Below are 17,759 nucleotides of genomic sequence, written 5' to 3' on the forward strand. Positions count from 1 at the left end.
GACGCCCCAATGCGCCTGTTCCGCATTTTGAGCTTGTTGTTGGTGGTCGTTGCGCCTTCGGCGTTCGCCGACAGCCCGTACCTGGTGGAGATGATCCTGGTGCGCCAGAACGCCGAGCCGGTGATCAACAGCCGTGCGGCGCCGGAAAACTGGGACGCCGGCGCACCACGCCTGGGGACTGACAAAATGAGCCCGCCACGACTGGGCAATATTGTCGAGAAGCTGCAAGCCAGCAGCGACTACACCGTATTGCTGCACAAGTCCTGGGAACAGAATCTCGGTGAGCAACCGGTGAAGCTGGCCATCAGCGATGGCCAGGAACAGTTCGGCCAGTTCCCCATCGAAGGTACCCTGAACCTGCAGCTTGGGCGCTTTACCGATATCGACGCGGACTTCTGGGTTAACCAGTTCGACGCCAACGGCAGCGTCATCGCCAGCGAACACCTCAGCCAGCAAGACGTGCGCACCAAGAACAACCAGCTCAACTACCTGGACGGCGGCCACCTCGCCCTGCTGATCAAGATCACTTCGCTGACCGCCAAGCCGCCCAGCGCTCCACCGCCCGATGTCCAGGACTGATCCAGCACCATGCCCCTGACGTCGTCGTTGACCAAACCCCTGGCCCCTTCGTGGGCCAATCGCTTTAAAGAGCAAAGCCTCGAGCGTGGCCGACGCTACGCCCTGGAAAACCGCGTGCGTATCGTCGAGTCCGGCGACAGCACCATCATTGCCAGCTGCGAAGGCTCGGGTGGCAATGTCTACCGCCAGACCATCTCCCTGCGCGAATCCGCCAAGGGCACGCTGATCCTGGTGGACAGCCGCTGCACCTGCCCCGTGCACACCAACTGCAAACACATCGCCGCCGTGCTGCTCAAGGTCCAGGAAACCCTGGCCTACCCGGCGGCGGCCCAGGATGCCGAGTTGCTGGAGAAGCTCCAGGCGGTGCTGGATAACCGCGTGGTGTTGCCGCAAGTGGTGATGGAAGACGTGCAACCGGTGCCGCGCCTGTGGCTGGCGAGTATCGAGTTCAGTGCCTTCGAACCGCGCAACGGCAAGATGCAGCGTTATATCCAGCATCGCGCGGCGTTGTCCTTCAACTATTTGGGCAACTACGTCAGCGGCCAGAAGAACGCCGACATTATCGTGCGCCAGGAACAGCAGAGCCTGCGGATCAAGCGCCACCCCGAGGTGGAGCAGCAGTTTCGCGAACAGCTGCGCCTGCTGGGCTTCAAGATCGCCACCCGCCAGAGCAAGGCCCTGCCGGAAAGCGCCGGCGAGCTGTTCGAGATGGTCAATGACAGCGCGTGGCTGAACTTCACCCTGAATGCCTCGCCGAACCTGCGCGCCCAGGGTTGGGAACTACAGATCGATGAGGATTTCGGTTTTGACCTGAGCGCCGTCGACGACTGGTACGCCAGCGTCGACGAAGTGCCGGAGCGTGACTGGTTCGACTTGGAGCTGGGGATCATCGTCAACGGCGAACGCCTGAGTTTGCTGCCGATCCTGTTGAACCTGATGCGCTCTCACACCGAGATCCTCAACCCGGAAAAACTCGCCCGGCGCCGTGATGACGAACTGATCCTGGTGAACATTCCCGGCCTGCCCAACGGCCACGGCCCGCTGCAAGTGGCGCTGCCTTATGGCCGGCTGAAACCGGTGCTGGCAACCCTGGGCGAGTTCTACCTGCAAGAGCCCGGCACCACCGCGCTGCGCCTGGCCAAGGCCGACGCGATTCGCCTGAACCCGCTGGAAGACCTGCCGCTGCAATGGGAAGGCGGCGAAAAGATCCGCAACTTCGCCCAGCGCCTGCGGGACATCAAGGATTTCAGCTGCGAAGCGCCGGAAGGCTTGAACGCAACGTTGCGCCCTTATCAACTGGAAGGCCTGAGCTGGATGCAGTCGCTGCGCCAACTCGACGTCGGCGGGATTCTCGCGGATGACATGGGCCTGGGCAAAACCCTGCAAACCCTGGCGCATATTCTCAGCGAGAAAATCGCCGGACGCCTGGACCGCCCGTGCATGGTGGTGATGCCCACCAGCCTGATCCCGAACTGGCTCGACGAAGCGGCGCACTTCACGCCGCAGCTCAAAGTCATGGCGTTGTACGGCGCGGGGCGCAAGAAACATTTCCCTCAGTTGCAGGACTACGACCTGCTGCTGACCACCTACGCCCTGCTGCCCAAGGACATCGAGCAACTGGCCGCCCTGCCCTTGCACGTGCTGATCCTTGACGAAGCGCAGTACATCAAGAACCCCAACAGCAAGGCCGCCCAGGCGGCCCGCGAGCTGAACGCCCGCCAGCGCCTGTGCCTCAGCGGTACACCGCTGGAAAACCACTTGGGCGAGCTGTGGTCGCTGTTCCACTTCCTGCTGCCGGGTTGGCTGGGGGACGTGAAGAGCTTCAACCGCGATTACCGCGTACCGATCGAAAAGCGCGGCAGCGATGTGCGATTGCAGCACCTTAATGGTCGGATCAAGCCGTTCCTGCTGCGTCGCACCAAGGAGCAGGTGGCGACCGAGCTGCCGCCCAAGACCGAGATCATCCACTGGGTCGACCTCAACGAAGCCCAACGCGACGTGTACGAAACCATGCGCCTGGCGATGGACAAGAAAGTCCGCGACGAGATTACCCGCAAGGGTGTGGCGCGCAGCCAGATCATCATCCTGGAGGCGCTGCTCAAGTTGCGCCAGGTGTGCTGTGATTTACGCCTGGTCAATGATGCAACCCTGCCGGCAAAGGGTAGTAGCTCGGGCAAACTCGACAGCTTGATGGAGATGCTCGAAGAGCTGTTTGCCGAAGGCCGCAGGATTCTGCTGTTTTCCCAGTTCACTTCGATGCTGAGCCTGATCGAGGCCGAGTTGAAGAAGCGCGGCGTGGCTTATGCGCTTCTTACCGGTCAGACGCGGGATCGGCGCACGCCGGTGAAAGACTTCCAGAGCGGCAAGCTGCAGATCTTCCTGATCAGCCTGAAGGCAGGCGGCGTCGGACTTAACCTGACGGAAGCCGACACGGTGATTCACTACGACCCGTGGTGGAACCCGGCCACGGAGAACCAGGCCACCGACCGTGCGTATCGCATCGGCCAGGAAAAGCCGGTATTCGTCTACAAGATGATTGCCCGGGGCACCGTGGAAGAGAAAATCCAGCATTTGCAGAAGGAAAAGTCTGATCTGGCGGCGGGCGTTCTGGATGGGCGGACGACGGGGGATTGGAAGTTGGGGAATGAGGATATCGAGGCGTTGTTTGCGCCGTTGCCTCATAAGCAGGAAAAGCGCTGACTGTTAGATCGCCTTCGCGAGCAAGCCCGCTCCCACATTTGACCGCATATACCCTGGAGGAATGCGGTCGGATGTGGGAGCGGGCTTGCTCGCGAAGGGCGCACCGCAGTTGTCAGTCGATCAACTGAGCATCTCGCAGCGCACCCAACGCCGCCAACCAACGCGGATCCTGCTTGTACTCGGTCGACGCCACAGCCTGACCACGCATCCGCGCGATACGCGCCGACGGAGTGACCTTCATGCGCTGGGCGGCACTCAGGGCCAACTCGGCGGCGGCGCGGTCGTTGCACACCAGGCCCATGTCGCAGCCCGCGGTCAGCGCCGCTTCGATACGGCTGGCGGCATCACCCACCACATGGGCGCCGGCCATCGACAGGTCGTCACTGAAGATCACCCCGTCGAACTGCAACTCGCCACGCAGGATGTCCTGCAACCAGCGCCGGGAGAAGCCGGCTGGTTGCGCGTCGACCTGTGGATAAATCACGTGGGCCGGCATGACGGCCGCCAACTGCTTGCTCAGGCGCGCGAAAGGCACCAGGTCATTGGCGCGAATCTGTTCCAGGCTGCGCTCGTCGTTGGGAATGGCGACGTGGGAATCGGCTTCGGCCCAGCCGTGGCCGGGGAAGTGCTTGCCGGTGGCCGCCATACCGGCGCTGTTCATGCCACGGATGAAGGCGCCCGCGAGCACGGCGGCGCGCTCGGGGTCGCCTTCGAAGGCGCGAGTGCCCACAACGGCGCTGCGCTGGTAATCGAGGTCCAGCACCGGGGCGAAGCTCAGGTCCAGGCCAACCGCCAGCACTTCGGTTGCCATGATCCAACCGCACTGCTCGGCCAGTTGCTCCGCATTCGGGTTGTCGGCCAAGGCACGCATCGCCGGCAGACGCACAAACCCCTGACGCAAGCGCTGCACTCGGCCGCCTTCCTGATCGACCGCCAGCAACAGGTCCGGGCGCACGGCGCGAATCGCCGCGCTCAATTCACGCACCTGCCGAGGATGCTCGATATTGCGTGCAAAAATGATCAGGCCGCCCACCTCGGGCTGACGCAACAAGTGGCGATCCTCAGCCGTCAGCCAGGTGCCGGCAACGTCCACCATCAAAGAGCCTTGCAGGGCTTGGGTCATATAGCTTCCTTAAATAACGCACGCAGCCCGAAGCCCCCGCGAGATCGCATCGCCAGGATTGAATCTGGAGACGGACGCTCAGCGAGCGCAACGGGCTGTGGATAAATAGCTGAAATCGGCATGGGCGGCTAGCTTAGCGGATGCAAGCGGCCGCGCACACCCGGGAGGGGTTAAACCTTGGCCGGGACCGGTGCTGACTTGCTGCGCGGGCGCAATTGGGCGGCGGCCATGGCCTGGTCGGTGACGCCGGTTTCGGCACGCATGCCGGCGGCGAGAAACGGCACCATCAGGCGCATGACCTGCTCGATGGAGGTGTTGACGCCGAAGTCGGTCTCGGCAATCGCACGCAGTGCCTTGATCCCGGACATGCTGAATGCCGCGGCACCGAGCATGAAGTGCACGCGCCAGAACAGTTCGATTGGCGGGATACGCGGGGCGGCTTCGTTGACCAGCAACATATAGCGGCGGAACACCTTGCCGTACATGTCTTCCAGATAGCGGCGCAGGTGGCCCTGGCTCTGGCTGAACGCCAGGCCCAACAGGCGCATGAAGATCGACAGGTCGTTGCCGCTGCGTGGCTGAACCACCAGGGCTTGTTCGACGAGGATCTCCAGCAGGTCTTCCAGGCTTGGCTTGTTTTCAGGCTTGGCCTGGCGACGCTCCAGCTCACGATCGAGGCTGATGCAGAAAGGCCCCAGGAACCGAGAGAACACGGCCTGGATCAGCGCCTTCTTGGAGCCGAAATGGTAGTTCACTGCCGCCAGGTTGACCCCGGCCTTGCTGGTAATCAGCCGCAATGAAGTTTCAGCAAATCCTTTTTCCGCGAACAACTGCTCGGCAGCATCGAGAATGCGTTCAACGGTTTCCGACTGGGCCATGGCTACTCCGCCTGACAAACACTTGTTTGAAACATACGTTTCAAGCTATGTCTTGTCAAGCCTGCAGGTCGGTTTGCGGCTGGCCGGTCAGCTATTTCATGGCCATTTAATCACATTCGCCAAGGTCTGTAGGCAGCGCTGTCTCCAGTGTGTAGGACAGGTGATAAATGACCGTCCAGCGGAGTGACTGAAAACGGTGATTGCCAAGCGCAGTCCACTGTATATAATCCCAGTCACTGTATAAAAAGACAGAGCGATCAACATGCTAAAACTGACGCCACGCCAAGCTGAGATTCTGGCTTTTATCAAGCGCTGCCTCGATGACAACGGCTACCCGCCGACCCGGGCGGAAATTGCGCTGGAACTGGGATTCAAGTCACCCAACGCCGCTGAAGAACACCTCAAGGCCCTCGCCCGCAAAGGCGCGATCGAGATGACCCCGGGTGCTTCACGCGGTATTCGTATCCCTGGCTTCGAAGCCAAGGCCGACGAGTCGACACTGCCGATCATCGGCCGCGTCGCAGCCGGTGCGCCGATCCTGGCGCAACAGCACGTCGAGGAATCCTGCAACATCAACCCGACCTTCTTCCATCCCCGTGCCGACTACCTGTTGCGGGTCCATGGCATGAGCATGAAGGACGTGGGCATTTTCGACGGCGACCTGCTGGCCGTCCACACCACACGTGAAGCTCGCAATGGCCAGATCGTCGTCGCCCGTATCGGCGATGAAGTGACGGTCAAACGCTTCAAGCGCGAAGGCAGCAAGGTCTGGCTCCTGGCCGAGAACCCCGAATTCGCGCCGATTGAAGTGAACCTGAAGGATCAGGACCTGGTGATTGAAGGCTTGAGCGTCGGCGTTATTCGCCGCTAACGGAGGCATCATGCAGTTCCTACAGACCCCACAACACACTCAACTGTCGCTGTTTGAGGCCTTTATGGCCCAGCCCCTTGCGCCCATCCTCAAGGAAGTGGTCGAAGCGCCCTGGAGCGCCGAACCCGAGGCGTTCAGTGAACTGTCGTTGCGCGGTGCTGCCGGGAACTGCCTGAGCCTGTTGGCGCCGATCCTTCGCGAATTGAGCGAGGAACAGGACGCCCGCTGGCTGACGCTGATCGCCCCGCCGTCCAGCCTGACCCAGGCCTGGTTGCGGGATGCCGGCCTGAACCGCGAACGCATCCTGTTGCTGCAACCCCGTGGTGCTCAAAGCGCCCAGCAGTTGACCTGCGAAGCCTTGCGCCTGGGCCGTAGCCATACGGTGGTCAGCTGGCTGAACCCGCTGACCACAGCGGCCAGGCAGCAACTGATCAGCGCCGCCCGCACAGGTGATGCGCAAAGCTTGAACATTCGGTTGGGATAAAACGATACGCGGGTAACTGACAGCTGTCAGGATCCGCCATGACGCGAGGCTTCTTCAGAATTGAGAAGCCGATCTGCACAATTGAAGCCTGTAAAAAAGTCGACAGACGGACTCAGTGAAGAATCCGCGGGCCGTCTTCCTTTTCCGGTTCGCCTTCAGCCAGGCGCCCCGCCATCTGCACACCTACGCTCAACATGGCTTTTGCCACTTCCACGTGCTGGCCCTGCAGGAACGCTTTTGCGTCCTCGGAAAAATCCAAGATCACCAGAGAACCCTCGTCCTCAGCCCGGCGCAGCTCGATTCGGCCGTCGGGCAACTCAACAATTTCCAGAAAGGACGTTGGCATAAAAGTCTGTTCTCCACGAAAGGCCGGCATTATATCAGTCTTGTGGCGAGCGGGCTTGCCCGCATTGGGCTGAGCCGCGGCCCTCCGACAGCTGACACTGCCAGGCCTGAAAAGCCTTGGGGCTGCTTCGCAACCCAGCGGGAGCAAACTCCCTCGCCACAAGAGCGGTAGTTGTCAGCGAGAAGCCTTCAGCACTCGTTCAATCCATCCCGAAACCGAATGGCCAACTTCTTCAGCTCCTGCCGCCAGCTTTCCAGCTCTTCCCGGCTCAACGGCTCGGGTCCTTCTTCGTCCAGGCTTACGGCCACGATCAGCGGCTGGGTCACATCGCCTTTGGGCGTGTGCTTCACCCGTGGCGGCTGGAACATCTCCGCGTGGGCTACCAGCAAGCGCGCCAGCCAACTGTCCGGGCTTTGCGCCATTTCCACCAGCTCGGCCAGCTCCGGGATGGCCATGGATTCCAGCACATCCCGGTGGATGATCATTTCCGCACGCGGCGAGCCGGCCTGCGGCAGGCGGTAGAACCCGGCAATCTCATGGCACAAGCCAAGCAAGGCGCCATACAGGTGGAACAGCGCGGCTTCACGCCCGGCCTGTACCAGCGCGATAGCGTTCATCTCCTTTCCTTCCTCGGCACGGCCAAGGGCTTCCAGGGACAAACCCGCGAAGTAAATTTTCTGGTTGGTACGGGTATAGAGTTCGTTGGCCATGAAGGCAGTCTCCACAACGAATAAAGCGTGATGCTGGCTGAACAGTGTCACGGATCAGCCAAGGCCACTGCAAGCGCAAAAAAAAGGCCGCCTATCAAGGCGGCCTTTGTGCATGTAGCTGATCGTATCAAGCGCCCTGGCGCTTGTCCTCGACCTTCCACTTGCCACCGTCGTAGAACGCTTTCCAGCCGGTAGGCTTGCCTTCCACTTCGGTCTGCACGTACTGCTCCTTGGTCTTGCGGCTGTAGCGGATCACGGACGGACGACCGTCCGGGTCCTTCTTCGGCGCTTCGCAGAGGAAGTGGTACTTCGGATCGATCTCGTCCTTGTGGGGCACGATCTCCATCACCAGCGGTGCACGGGTCTCGCGGTTTTTCGGGAACTGGCTGGCAGCCAGGAACAGCCCCGAAGCACCATCACGCAGGATGTAGGTGTCGTTGACCTTCTCGCACTTGAGCTCAGGCATCTTCACCGGGTCCATCTTCGGCGGCGCCGCGTCACCGCTTTTCAGCAGTTTGCGGGTGTTCTTGCACGTCGGGTTGGTGCAACCGAAGAACTTGCCGAAACGGCCGGTCTTGAGCTGCATCTCGCTGCCGCACTTGTCGCATTCCAGGCTCGGGCCTTCGTAGCCCTTGATGCGGTAAGTGCCTTCTTCGATCTCGTAGCCGTTGCAATCCGGGTTGTTACCGCAGATGTGCAGCTTGTGCTTCTCGTCCAGCAGGTAGGCATCCATTGCCGTGCTGCAGATCGGGCAACGGTGCTTGCCACGCAATACCAGTGACTCGGATTCACCCTCGTCATCGGCCGCGATTTCATCGCCCGGCACCAGGTTGACGGTGGCCTTGCAGCGCTCTTTCGGCGGCAGGCTGTAACCCGAGCAACCGAGGAACACACCGGTGGACGCCGTACGAATCTGCATCGGGCGGCCGCAAGTGAGGCACGGAATGTCCGTCATCACCGGCTGGTTGGCCCGCATGCCGTTCTCGGCGCTTTCAGCCACTTCGAGTTTCTTCTTGAAGTCGCCGTAGAACTCGTCGAGCACGTTTTTCCAGTCGCGTTCGCCCTGGGCCACGTCATCGAGGTTCTCTTCCATGCCGGCGGTGAAGCCGTAGTCCATCAGGTTGGAGAAACTCTCGGACAGGCGCTCGGTGACGATGTCACCCATCTTTTCCGAGTAGAAACGACGGTTGTGCAAGGCCACGTAGCCGCGGTCCTGGATGGTGGAAATGATCGCCGCATAGGTCGAAGGACGACCGATACCGCGTTTTTCCATCTCCTTGACCAGGCTCGCTTCCGAATAACGCGCCGGCGGCTTGGTGAAGTGCTGGGACGGGTCGAGCTTGATCAGCTTCAACACATCGCCCTGAGCCATGTCAGGCAGCACATCGTCGTCGCCCGGCTTGGCGATTTGCGGCATCACGCGGGTGTAACCGTCGAACTTGAGGATACGGCCCTTGGCACGCAGCTCGAAGTCACCAGCACCCACGCTGACAGTCGTCGACAGGTATTGCGCCGGCAGCATCTGGCAAGCCAGGAACTGGCGCCAGATCAGCTCGTAGAGGCGCTCAGCGTCGCGCTCCATGCCGCTCAGCTTGCTTGGCTCGGTATTGGCGTCGGAGGGACGAATCGCTTCGTGAGCCTCTTGTGCGCCTTCCTTGCTGCTGTAGACGTTCGGCTTCTCCGGCAGGTACTTCTTGCCGAACTCACTTTCAATATAAGTACGCGCCATCGCCACCGCGTCTTGCGACAGGTTGGTGGAGTCGGTACGCATATACGTGATGTAGCCCGCTTCATACAGGCGCTGGGCCATCATCATGGTCTTCTTCACCCCGAAGCCCAGGCGGTTGCTCGCGGCCTGTTGCAGGGTGGAGGTAATGAACGGTGCCGACGGCTTGCTGCTGGTGGGCTTGTCTTCACGCTTGACGATGCTGTAGCTGGAAGCCTTGAGCTTCTCCAGCGCGGCCATGGCCTGGGCTTCGTTGAGCGGCTTGAAGGCCTCGCCTTTCTCGCGGGCCACTTCAAAGCGTACGTTGTTGCCCTTGGCAGTGCCCAGGTCAGCGTGCACTTCCCAATATTCTTCAGGGTTGAACGCACGAATCTCGCGCTCACGCTCCACCACCAGCTTTACCGCAACCGATTGCACACGGCCGGCGGACAGGCCACGGGCGATTTTCGCCCACAGCAGCGGCGAGACCATGTAACCCACGACGCGGTCGAGGAAGCGACGGGCCTGCTGGGCATTGACGCGGTCAATGTCCAGTTCGCCCGGCTTGGAGAAGGCTTCCTGGATCGCCTTCTTGGTAATTTCGTTGAACACCACGCGCTTGTAGCGGCTGTCGTCACCCCCGATGGCTTCCCGCAGGTGCCAGGCAATAGCCTCCCCTTCGCGGTCCAAGTCGGTTGCGAGATAGATGGTGTCAGCATCCTTGGCGAGCCGGCGCAGCTCTTCGATGACCTTTTCCTTGCCCGGGAGGATCTCGTACTTGGCTTTCCAGCCATGATCGGGATCGACACCCATGCGCGAGACCAGCTGCTTGCGCGCTTTCTCTTTAGGCGTGAGCACCGGACCTTCGCCCGCAGCCGCCTTGCCACGCTTGGCGGCAGGCTCCTTGCTGGCGCTAGCCGAACCGCTGGTGGGCAGGTCTCGGATATGGCCGATACTCGACTTCACCACGTACTCGTTACCCAAGTACTTGTTGATGGTCTTGGCCTTAGCCGGGGATTCCACAATGACCAGCGATTTGCCCATGGATCGGAAAATTCCTGAATTCGAGAAGTGAAAGGCGGTTGGCGCCTGACGCGGCAACGCTATATATAGTGGCAACAAGGTGAGGTCAAGCGCAGCATTCTGCGCGGCCTGCCTTTATTGCACGGAAAAAAGGCTGGGTTCGGCCTGCATCAAAGCAAAGCGCGGGACCTGTTCGCCGTCAACTTCGACGGTCTCAAGGAACATGCTCAAGGGACGCACCCAAAAGCCGTAATCGCCATACAGTGCTTGGTAAAACACCACTTCCTCTTCGGTCTCGGAATGCCGCGCCACATTAAAAACGCGGTACTGCGGACCTTTATAATGCTGGTAGAGCCCTGGTTCGACTTTCATGCTCTGGCCCCCTTACAAAATTTGTTAAAAAAAAATATAAAAAATTCCAAAAAACAAAAACCGGGGCACTGGGCCCCGGCTTCCGTCAACGAAACGTTTAGATACGTTCGAAGACGGTGGAGATGCCTTGGCCGAGGCCAATGCACATGGTTGCAACCCCAAGGTTGCCGCCATTTTGCTTCATCACGTTCAGCAACGTGCCGGAGATACGAGCGCCGGAACACCCAAACGGGTGACCCAAGGCAATCGCGCCGCCGTGCAGGTTAACCTTCTCGTTCATCTTGTCGAGCACTTTCAAATCTTTCAGCACTGGCAGGGCCTGTGCGGCGAAAGCTTCGTTGAGCTCGAAGAAGTCGATGTCGGAGATAGTCAGGCCTGCGCGCTTCAATGCTTTTTGTGTGGCCGGTACTGGACCATAGCCCATGATTGCCGGGTCCACACCTGCGACTGCCATCGAACGAATCACGGCCATCGGCTGGATACCCAGGTCCTGGGCACGCTGGGCCGACATCACGATCATGCACGAAGCACCGTCAGTGATCTGCGACGAAGTACCGGCTGTCACGGTGCCGCCCTTTGGATTGAAGGCCGGCTTCAGGGCCGCCAGGCTTTCCAGGGTGGTGTCCGGACGAATGGTTTCGTCGTAGTCGAACAGTTTCAGGAAACCGTTCTCGTCGTAGCCGTTCATCGGGATGATTTCATCCTTGAACTTGCCTTCCACGGTGGCCTTGTGGGCCAACTGGTGGGAACGCAGGCCGAATGCATCCTGGGCTTCGCGGGTAATGCCGTGCATTTTGCCAAGCATTTCAGCGGTGAGGCCCATCATGCCCGAGGCTTTCGCCGCGTACAGGGACATGTGCGGGTTCGGATCCACACCGTGCATCATGCTGACGTGGCCCATGTGCTCCACGCCGCCGACCACGAACACATCACCGTTACCGGTCATGATCGCTTGGGCAGCGGTGTGCAGCGCGCTCATGGACGAGCCACACAGGCGGCTGACGGTCTGGCCGGCAGCGGTGTGCGGGATCTGCGTCATCAGGGAAGCCATGCGGGCGATGTTCCAGCCCTGCTCCAGGGTCTGGTTGACGCAGCCCCAGATCACGTCTTCGACTTCGTTCGGGTCGACCTTGACGTTACGTTCCAGCAATTTGCTGATCAGGTGCGCCGACATGTCTTCGGCACGGGTGTTGCGGTGCATGCCGCCCTTGGAGCGGCCCATCGGAGTACGACCGAAGTCGACAATCACGACGTCTCTTGGATTCAAGCTCATAAATATTCTCGCTCTAGTCGTCTGGGCACTTAACCGAAGAAGCTCTGGCCGTTCTTGGCCATCTCGCGCAGCTTCGCAGTCGGGTGGTACAGCGGGCCCAGATCAGCGTATTGATCAGCCAGGGCAACGAACTCGGCCACACCGATGGAATCGATGTAACGCAGCGCACCACCACGGAATGGAGGGAAACCAATACCGTAGACCAGGCCCATGTCGGCCTCGGCTGCGGTTTCAACGATGCCGTCTTCCAGGCAGCGCACGGTTTCCAGGCACAGGGCGATCATCATCCAGTTGACGATGTCCTCGTCGGACACTTCACGCTGTTCGTAGATGACCGGCGCGAGTACTTCGTGAACCGATGGGTCGGCCACTTTCTTCTGCTTGCCCTTCTTGTCGGTCTCGTAGGCGTAGAAGCCCTTGCCATTCTTCTGGCCCAGGCGCTTGGCTTCGTAGAGCGCGTCGATCGCCGAGCGGCGGTCGTCTTTCATGCGGTCCGGGAAGCCTTCAGCCATTACGTCGCGACCGTGGTGGCCGGTGTCGATGCCGACCACGTCCATCAGGTACGCCGGGCCCATTGGCCAGCCGAATTTTTCCATGACCTTGTCGATGCGCACGAAGTCCACACCGGCGCTGACCAGCTTGGCGAAACCGCCGAAGTACGGAAACAGTACGCGGTTGACCAGGAAGCCCGGGCAGTCATTGACGACGATCGGGTTCTTGCCCATTTTCTTGGCGTAGGCAACGGTGGTGGCAACGGCCAGCTCGCTGGACTTCTCGCCACGGATCACTTCCACCAGCGGCATCATGTGCACCGGGTTGAAGAAGTGCATGCCGACGAAGTTTTCCGGACGCTTGAGGGCCTTGGCCAGCAAGGTGATGGAAATGGTCGAGGTGTTGGACGCCAGGATCGTGTCTTCTTTCACCTGGGCTTCAACTTCAGCCAGTACCGCCTGCTTGACCTTCGGGTTCTCGACAACCGCTTCGACCACCAGGTCGACGTGGCCGAAATCACCGTAGGACAGGGTCGGACGAATGCCGTTAAGCACTTCAGCCATTTTCGCTGCAGTCATGCGGCCTTTATCAACGCGGCCTACCAGCAGCTTCGCGGCTTCTGCCAGACCCTGCTCGATGCCGTGCTCGTTGATGTCTTTCATCAGGATCGGCGTGCCTTTGGACGCCGACTGATAGGCGATACCGCCGCCCATGATACCGGCGCCGAGTACGGCAGCCTGTTTCACGTCGCGAGCGATTTCGTCGTAGGCCTTGGCCTTTTTCTTCAGTTCCTGATCGTTCAGGAACAGACCGATCAAGCTCTGCGCGGCAGAGGTCTTGGCCAGTTTGACGAAGCCGGCAGCTTCGACTTCCAGGGCTTTGTCGCGACCGAAGTTCGCGGCCTTCTGGATGGTCTTGATCGCTTCAACCGGCGCCGGGTAGTTCGGGCCGGCCTGGCCAGCCACGAAACCCTTGGCGGTTTCGAACGACATCATCTGTTCGATGGCGTTGAGCTTGAGTTTTTCCAGCTTTGGCTGACGCTTGGCCTTGTAGTCAAATTCGCCGCTGATGGCGCCCTTGATCAGGTTCAGCGCGGCTTCTGCCAGCTTGTCAGGAGCCACCACAGCATCCACGGCGCCGACTTTCAGCGCGTCTTCAGCACGGTTTTCCTTGCCGGCGGCAATCCACTCGATGGCATTGTCGGCACCGATGATGCGCGGCAGGCGCACGGTACCGCCGAAGCCTGGGTAGATGCCCAGCTTGACTTCCGGCAGGCCGATTTTCGCGGTGGCAGACATCACGCGGAAGTCGGCGGCCAGGCACATTTCCAGACCGCCGCCCAGGGCGATGCCATTGATCGCGGCAACGGTCGGCACGTTGAGGTCTTCGAAATCGCTGAAAATCTTGTTGGCTTCGAGGTTGCCAGCCACAAGCTCGGCATCGGGCAGCTTGAAGTTGTCGACGAATTCGGTGATGTCAGCGCCGACGATGAACACGTCCTTGCCGCTGGAGACGATCACGCCCTTGACCGAAGCATCTGCTTTGATGGTGTCTACGGCCTGACGCAATTCATTCAGGGTTAGACGGTTGAACTTGTTGACGGACTCACCCTTGAGGTCGAATTTCAATTCGACGATGCCACTTTCAAGAGCCTTAACCGTGATGGCTTTACCTTCGTAAATCATCAACTGATCTCCACGATATGGAAGCTGAACAGTACACGTCGGACGCAGGATTCAGCGTAGGCACTGACGTTTCCGTCGATGCTAACGCCAAGTTGCCAGGCACACCCGCCAACGCGATAGTCGGGATTCTGTACGAACGGTCTGAAAGACAAACGCTCAATTCATACGCCCGTTTGATTTGGGTACGTCACCTTCAGCCAAATCCGAAGAATTGTCAATCGCTCGAAAGGGCCGCAAAAACGCGACTTTTCAGTCATTTCAGAACCCGGGGCAGCCGGCATCGCCCCGCCAATGTTTAATCATTCGCGAAATCAATAATGTGAATTTTGATTTAAAGGGCTGTACAGAACCGAATATGCGGCTAGGCTAGCGGCACGTAAAACGAATTACCGGCCTGCCTGGCCAACTCCAGCCCGATGATGCTTTCGGGCTTTTTAATGCCCGCAGGAATCTCAGGCCAGCGCCTTGAGCACCGCGTCAATGTCCTGCAACACGCTCAACTCGCCCTTCTCGCCCCAGTACAGGGTGATCATTTGCTTGTCGGCTTCGACTTTGTAGACGTTCGCCGGCAGCGTCGCAAAATGTGGCAACAACTTTTCATCGACGCAGGTTTCCTGCCACTGATTGACCCAAACCCCTGGCTCCAACTGCCAGTAACTCCAGGTCACCCGCGTGGTGCCACGCCGTGGCCGGTGATACTGGGCACACGGGCTTGGCGGCTCGTGCTTGAGCCAGTGCGGCCATTCCTGGGGCGTCAGTTGCATGGCCAGGCCAATGCGCCGCGCCTCCATGCGCAAAGCCATGCGCCCGCTCGAATGGCGCGAAGGACGCAGCCACGCCAGGGGGCTTAAAACCAGCGCAAGGATTGACACCACTATCCAGACCGTCATATGTGTACTCCCGAATTTCTTGATGAGCGGATTTGACCTGACGCAACCCCATCCGCTTGAAACCAGCCATACTGAACTTATCGCTTTCCCTTGGAGGACTCCTCATGCCCTACGAACATATTCTGGTCGCCGTGGACCTGACCGAAGAATGCGACCCCGTGATCAAGCGGGCCGTAGGCCTTGCAGGCGACTCGGTGAAGCTGTCCCTGGTGCATATCGTCGAACCGATGGCCATGGCCTTTGGCGGCGATGTGCCGATGGACCTTTCCCAACTGCAACAGCAGCAGTTCGACCAGGCCAAGGAACGCCTTGACCGGCTGATCAACAAGTACCCTGCCCTGAAAAAAGACCAGAGCCACCTGACCTACGGCCAGCCGCGCCAGGAAATCCACCACCTGGCCAAGGAGCAAGGTTGCGACCTGATCGTGGTCGGCAGCCACGGCCGTCACGGCCTGGCCTTGCTGCTGGGCTCCACCGCCAATGACGTGCTGCACGGCGCACCTTGCGATGTGCTGGCCGTGAAACTGGTCAAGAGCTCGTAAGACCAACGGCAATCCAATGTGGGAGCGGGCCCGCTCCCACATCTGAACCGCGTTTCATACAAAAAACCCGGCGCTCATACAAATGAGCGCCGGGTTTTTTATTGCGCTTGAATCACTCAGGCATCCAGCTCGGCCCAGCGTTCAACCAGGGCTTCAAGCTCGCTGTTAAGCTGCTCGAGGGATGCAATCACCTTGGCGGTTTCTGCAGCCGGACGCAGGTAGAAACCCGCGTCAGCCATTTCAGCTTCAACGGCAGCAATCTGCTGTTCCTTGGCGTCGATATCACCCGGCAGTGCTTCCAGCTCACGTTGCAGCTTGTAGCTGAGCTTCTTCTTCGCAGCAGGTGCTTCCTGGGCTGGTGCCGGAGCAGCAGCCACTGGAGCAACCACGGCCGAGGTCAAGTCAGCCTTGCCGGACTTGCTCTCGGTCACGCCCAGCAGGCGCGGCGAGCCGCCCTGGCGCAGCCAGTCCTGATAACCACCGACGTATTCACGCACCTTGCCTTCGCCTTCGAAGACCAGGGTGCTGGTGACCACGTTATCGAGGAATGCCCGGTCGTGACTGACCATCAGCACGGTGCCGTTGAAGGTCAGCAGGACCTCTTCCAGCAGTTCCAGGGTTTCCACGTCGAGGTCGTTGGTCGGTTCGTCGAGTACCAGCAGGTTGGCTGGCTTGCTGAACAACTTGGCCAGCAGCAGGCGCGCACGCTCACCACCGGACAAGGCCTTGACCGGCGTACGTGCACGCTGCGGGCTGAACAGGAAGTCGCCCAGGTAGCTCAGCACGTGGCGGCTCTGGCCGTCGATGTCGATAAAGTCGCGACCTTCGGCGACGTTGTCGATCACGGTTTTTTCCAGGTCCAACTGGTGGCGCAACTGGTCGAAGTAGGCCACGTCGATGCGCGTGCCCTCTTCCACGGTACCGCTGGTGGGTTGCAGGCCGTTGAGCATCAGCTTGAGCAAGGTGGTCTTGCCGGTACCGTTGGCGCCGAGCAGGCCGATACGGTCGCCGCGCTGCAGGACCATGGAGAAGTCCTTGATCAGGAACGGGCCGTCCGGGTGATGGAAGCTGACGTTTTCCAGCACCATCACTTGCTTGCCCGACTTGTCGGCGGTGTCCAGCTGGATATTGGCCTTGCCGGTGCGTTCACGGCGCTCGCTGCGCTCGACACGCAGGGCTTTCAGGGCACGTACGCGGCCTTCGTTACGGGTGCGGCGGGCCTTGATGCCCTGGCGGATCCAGACTTCTTCCTGGGCCAGCTTCTTATCGAACAGGGCATTGGCGGTTTCTTCCGCAGACAGCGCGGCTTCCTTGTGCACCAGGAAACTGGCGTAGTCGCCGTTCCAGTCGATCAGGCCGCCACGGTCCAGTTCGAGGATGCGGGTTGCCAGGTTCTGCAGGAAGGAACGGTCGTGCGTGATGAACAGCACGGCGCCCTGGAAATCCTTGAGGGCTTCTTCAAGCCAGGCGATTGCGCCGATGTCCAGGTGGTTGGTCGGTTCGTCGAGCAGCAACAGATCCGGCTCGGAAACCAGGGCCTGGGCCAGCAGGACGCGGCGACGCCAGCCGCCGGACAATTCGGCGAGGGTCTTGTCGGCGGGCAGTTGCAGGCGACTCAGGGTGCTGTCGACCAATTGCTGCAAGCGCCAGCCGTCGCGGGCTTCGAGGTCTTGCTGGACGTGCATCAGCTTGTCCAGGTCGGCTTCGGTGACGCAGTTCTGCGCCAGGTGATGGTATTCGGCGAGCAGTGCGCCCACGCCGTCGAGGCCTTCGGCAACCACGTCGAACACTGTCCGTCCGTCGGCCACCGGCAATTCTTGCGGCAATTCGCCAATCTTGAGGCCCGGGGCGCGCCAGACAGAGCCGTCATCGGGCTTCTGGTCGCCTTTTACCAGCTTCATCATGCTGGACTTGCCGGTGCCGTTGCGGCCGATGATGCACACCCGCTCACCACGGGCGATCTGCCAGGACACCTTGTCCAACAACGGCATAGCGCCGAAAGCAAGGGACACATCGCTGAATTTGAGCAGGGTCATACGCTTCTCCAAAAACTGGGCGCGCATTCTACCTGACTTAGGGCTCGAGG

Annotated in this window: 15 protein-coding genes; 5 read left to right on the forward strand and 10 right to left on the reverse strand. The window is 60.3% G+C overall.

The genetic code is table 11. The annotated features are described in order from the left end of the window. The first annotated feature begins 9 nt into the window (after positions 1–9). Positions 10–579: a CsiV family protein gene (locus tag HX817_RS08255; protein WP_003218957.1), complete on the forward strand. Its 570-nt coding sequence runs from the start codon at positions 10–12 to the stop codon at positions 577–579. Positions 580–588: 9 nt separating this feature from the next. Beyond that, entirely contained in the window at positions 589–3,279 is a 2,691-nt protein-coding gene (locus HX817_RS08260) for a DEAD/DEAH box helicase (protein WP_177040095.1), read from the forward strand. 112 nt (positions 3,280–3,391) lie between these two features. Here the strand turns inward: HX817_RS08260 and nagZ are convergent, their stop codons facing one another. After that, entirely contained in the window at positions 3,392–4,402 is a 1,011-nt protein-coding gene (gene nagZ, locus HX817_RS08265; protein ID WP_003218962.1) for a beta-N-acetylhexosaminidase, read from the reverse strand. A 170-nt stretch (positions 4,403–4,572) separates the two neighbouring features. Continuing rightward, positions 4,573–5,280: a transcriptional regulator PsrA gene (gene psrA / locus HX817_RS08270; RefSeq protein ID WP_087693656.1), complete on the reverse strand. Its 708-nt coding sequence runs from the start codon at positions 5,278–5,280 to the stop codon at positions 4,573–4,575. 262 nt (positions 5,281–5,542) lie between these two features. Between psrA and lexA the strand changes: the two genes are divergently transcribed. Together lexA and sulA are read left to right on the forward strand one after the other, a co-directional pair. Next, entirely contained in the window at positions 5,543–6,151 is a 609-nt protein-coding gene (gene lexA / locus HX817_RS08275; protein ID WP_003172575.1) for a transcriptional repressor LexA, read from the forward strand. Positions 6,152–6,161: 10 nt separating this feature from the next. Beyond that, positions 6,162–6,635: an SOS-induced cell division inhibitor SulA gene (gene sulA / locus HX817_RS08280; protein WP_003218967.1), complete on the forward strand. Its 474-nt coding sequence runs from the start codon at positions 6,162–6,164 to the stop codon at positions 6,633–6,635. A 112-nt stretch (positions 6,636–6,747) separates the two neighbouring features. Here the strand turns inward: sulA and HX817_RS08285 are convergent, their stop codons facing one another. The 7 genes from HX817_RS08285 to HX817_RS08315 all read right to left on the reverse strand — a co-directional run bounded on the left by HX817_RS08285 (position 6,748) and on the right by HX817_RS08315 (position 15,131). Further along, positions 6,748–6,981: a hypothetical protein gene (locus HX817_RS08285; protein ID WP_003218969.1), complete on the reverse strand. Its 234-nt coding sequence runs from the start codon at positions 6,979–6,981 to the stop codon at positions 6,748–6,750. A gap of 188 nt (positions 6,982–7,169) precedes the next feature. Then, positions 7,170–7,691: a DUF6586 family protein gene (locus HX817_RS08290; RefSeq protein ID WP_003218971.1), complete on the reverse strand. Its 522-nt coding sequence runs from the start codon at positions 7,689–7,691 to the stop codon at positions 7,170–7,172. Between the two features lie 127 nt (positions 7,692–7,818). After that, positions 7,819–10,440 (reverse strand): type I DNA topoisomerase, encoded by a 2,622-nt coding sequence (gene topA, locus HX817_RS08295; protein WP_003218973.1) that lies wholly within the window; start codon positions 10,438–10,440, stop codon positions 7,819–7,821. 114 nt (positions 10,441–10,554) lie between these two features. Beyond that, the gene (locus tag HX817_RS08300; RefSeq protein ID WP_008437597.1) at positions 10,555–10,791 is read right to left on the reverse strand and encodes a DUF1653 domain-containing protein; all 237 of its coding nucleotides are present in this window, start codon (positions 10,789–10,791) and stop codon (positions 10,555–10,557) included. 97 nt (positions 10,792–10,888) lie between these two features. Then, positions 10,889–12,064, reverse strand: a complete 1,176-nt coding sequence (gene fadA / locus HX817_RS08305; protein ID WP_003218978.1) for an acetyl-CoA C-acyltransferase FadA — start codon at positions 12,062–12,064, stop codon at positions 10,889–10,891. Between the two features lie 29 nt (positions 12,065–12,093). Then, complete coding sequence (gene fadB, locus HX817_RS08310) at positions 12,094–14,241, reverse strand: fatty acid oxidation complex subunit alpha FadB (protein ID WP_003218979.1); 2,148 nt, start codon at positions 14,239–14,241, stop codon at positions 12,094–12,096. 452 nt (positions 14,242–14,693) lie between these two features. Beyond that, complete coding sequence (locus HX817_RS08315; protein ID WP_003218981.1) at positions 14,694–15,131, reverse strand: hypothetical protein; 438 nt, start codon at positions 15,129–15,131, stop codon at positions 14,694–14,696. 104 nt (positions 15,132–15,235) lie between these two features. Here HX817_RS08315 and HX817_RS08320 point away from each other — a divergent pair, with 104 nt between their 5' ends. Beyond that, entirely contained in the window at positions 15,236–15,673 is a 438-nt protein-coding gene (locus HX817_RS08320; protein ID WP_003218985.1) for a universal stress protein, read from the forward strand. A 116-nt stretch (positions 15,674–15,789) separates the two neighbouring features. Here HX817_RS08320 and HX817_RS08325 read toward each other — a convergent pair whose 3' ends face one another. After that, positions 15,790–17,709, reverse strand: coding sequence for an ATP-binding cassette domain-containing protein (locus HX817_RS08325; protein ID WP_003218986.1), 1,920 nt, complete (start codon positions 17,707–17,709; stop codon positions 15,790–15,792). Positions 17,710–17,759 lie beyond the last annotated feature (50 nt).

The organism is Pseudomonas sp. C6002 (assembly GCF_013385805.1).
Classification (GTDB): Bacteria; Pseudomonadota; Gammaproteobacteria; order Pseudomonadales; family Pseudomonadaceae; genus Aquipseudomonas.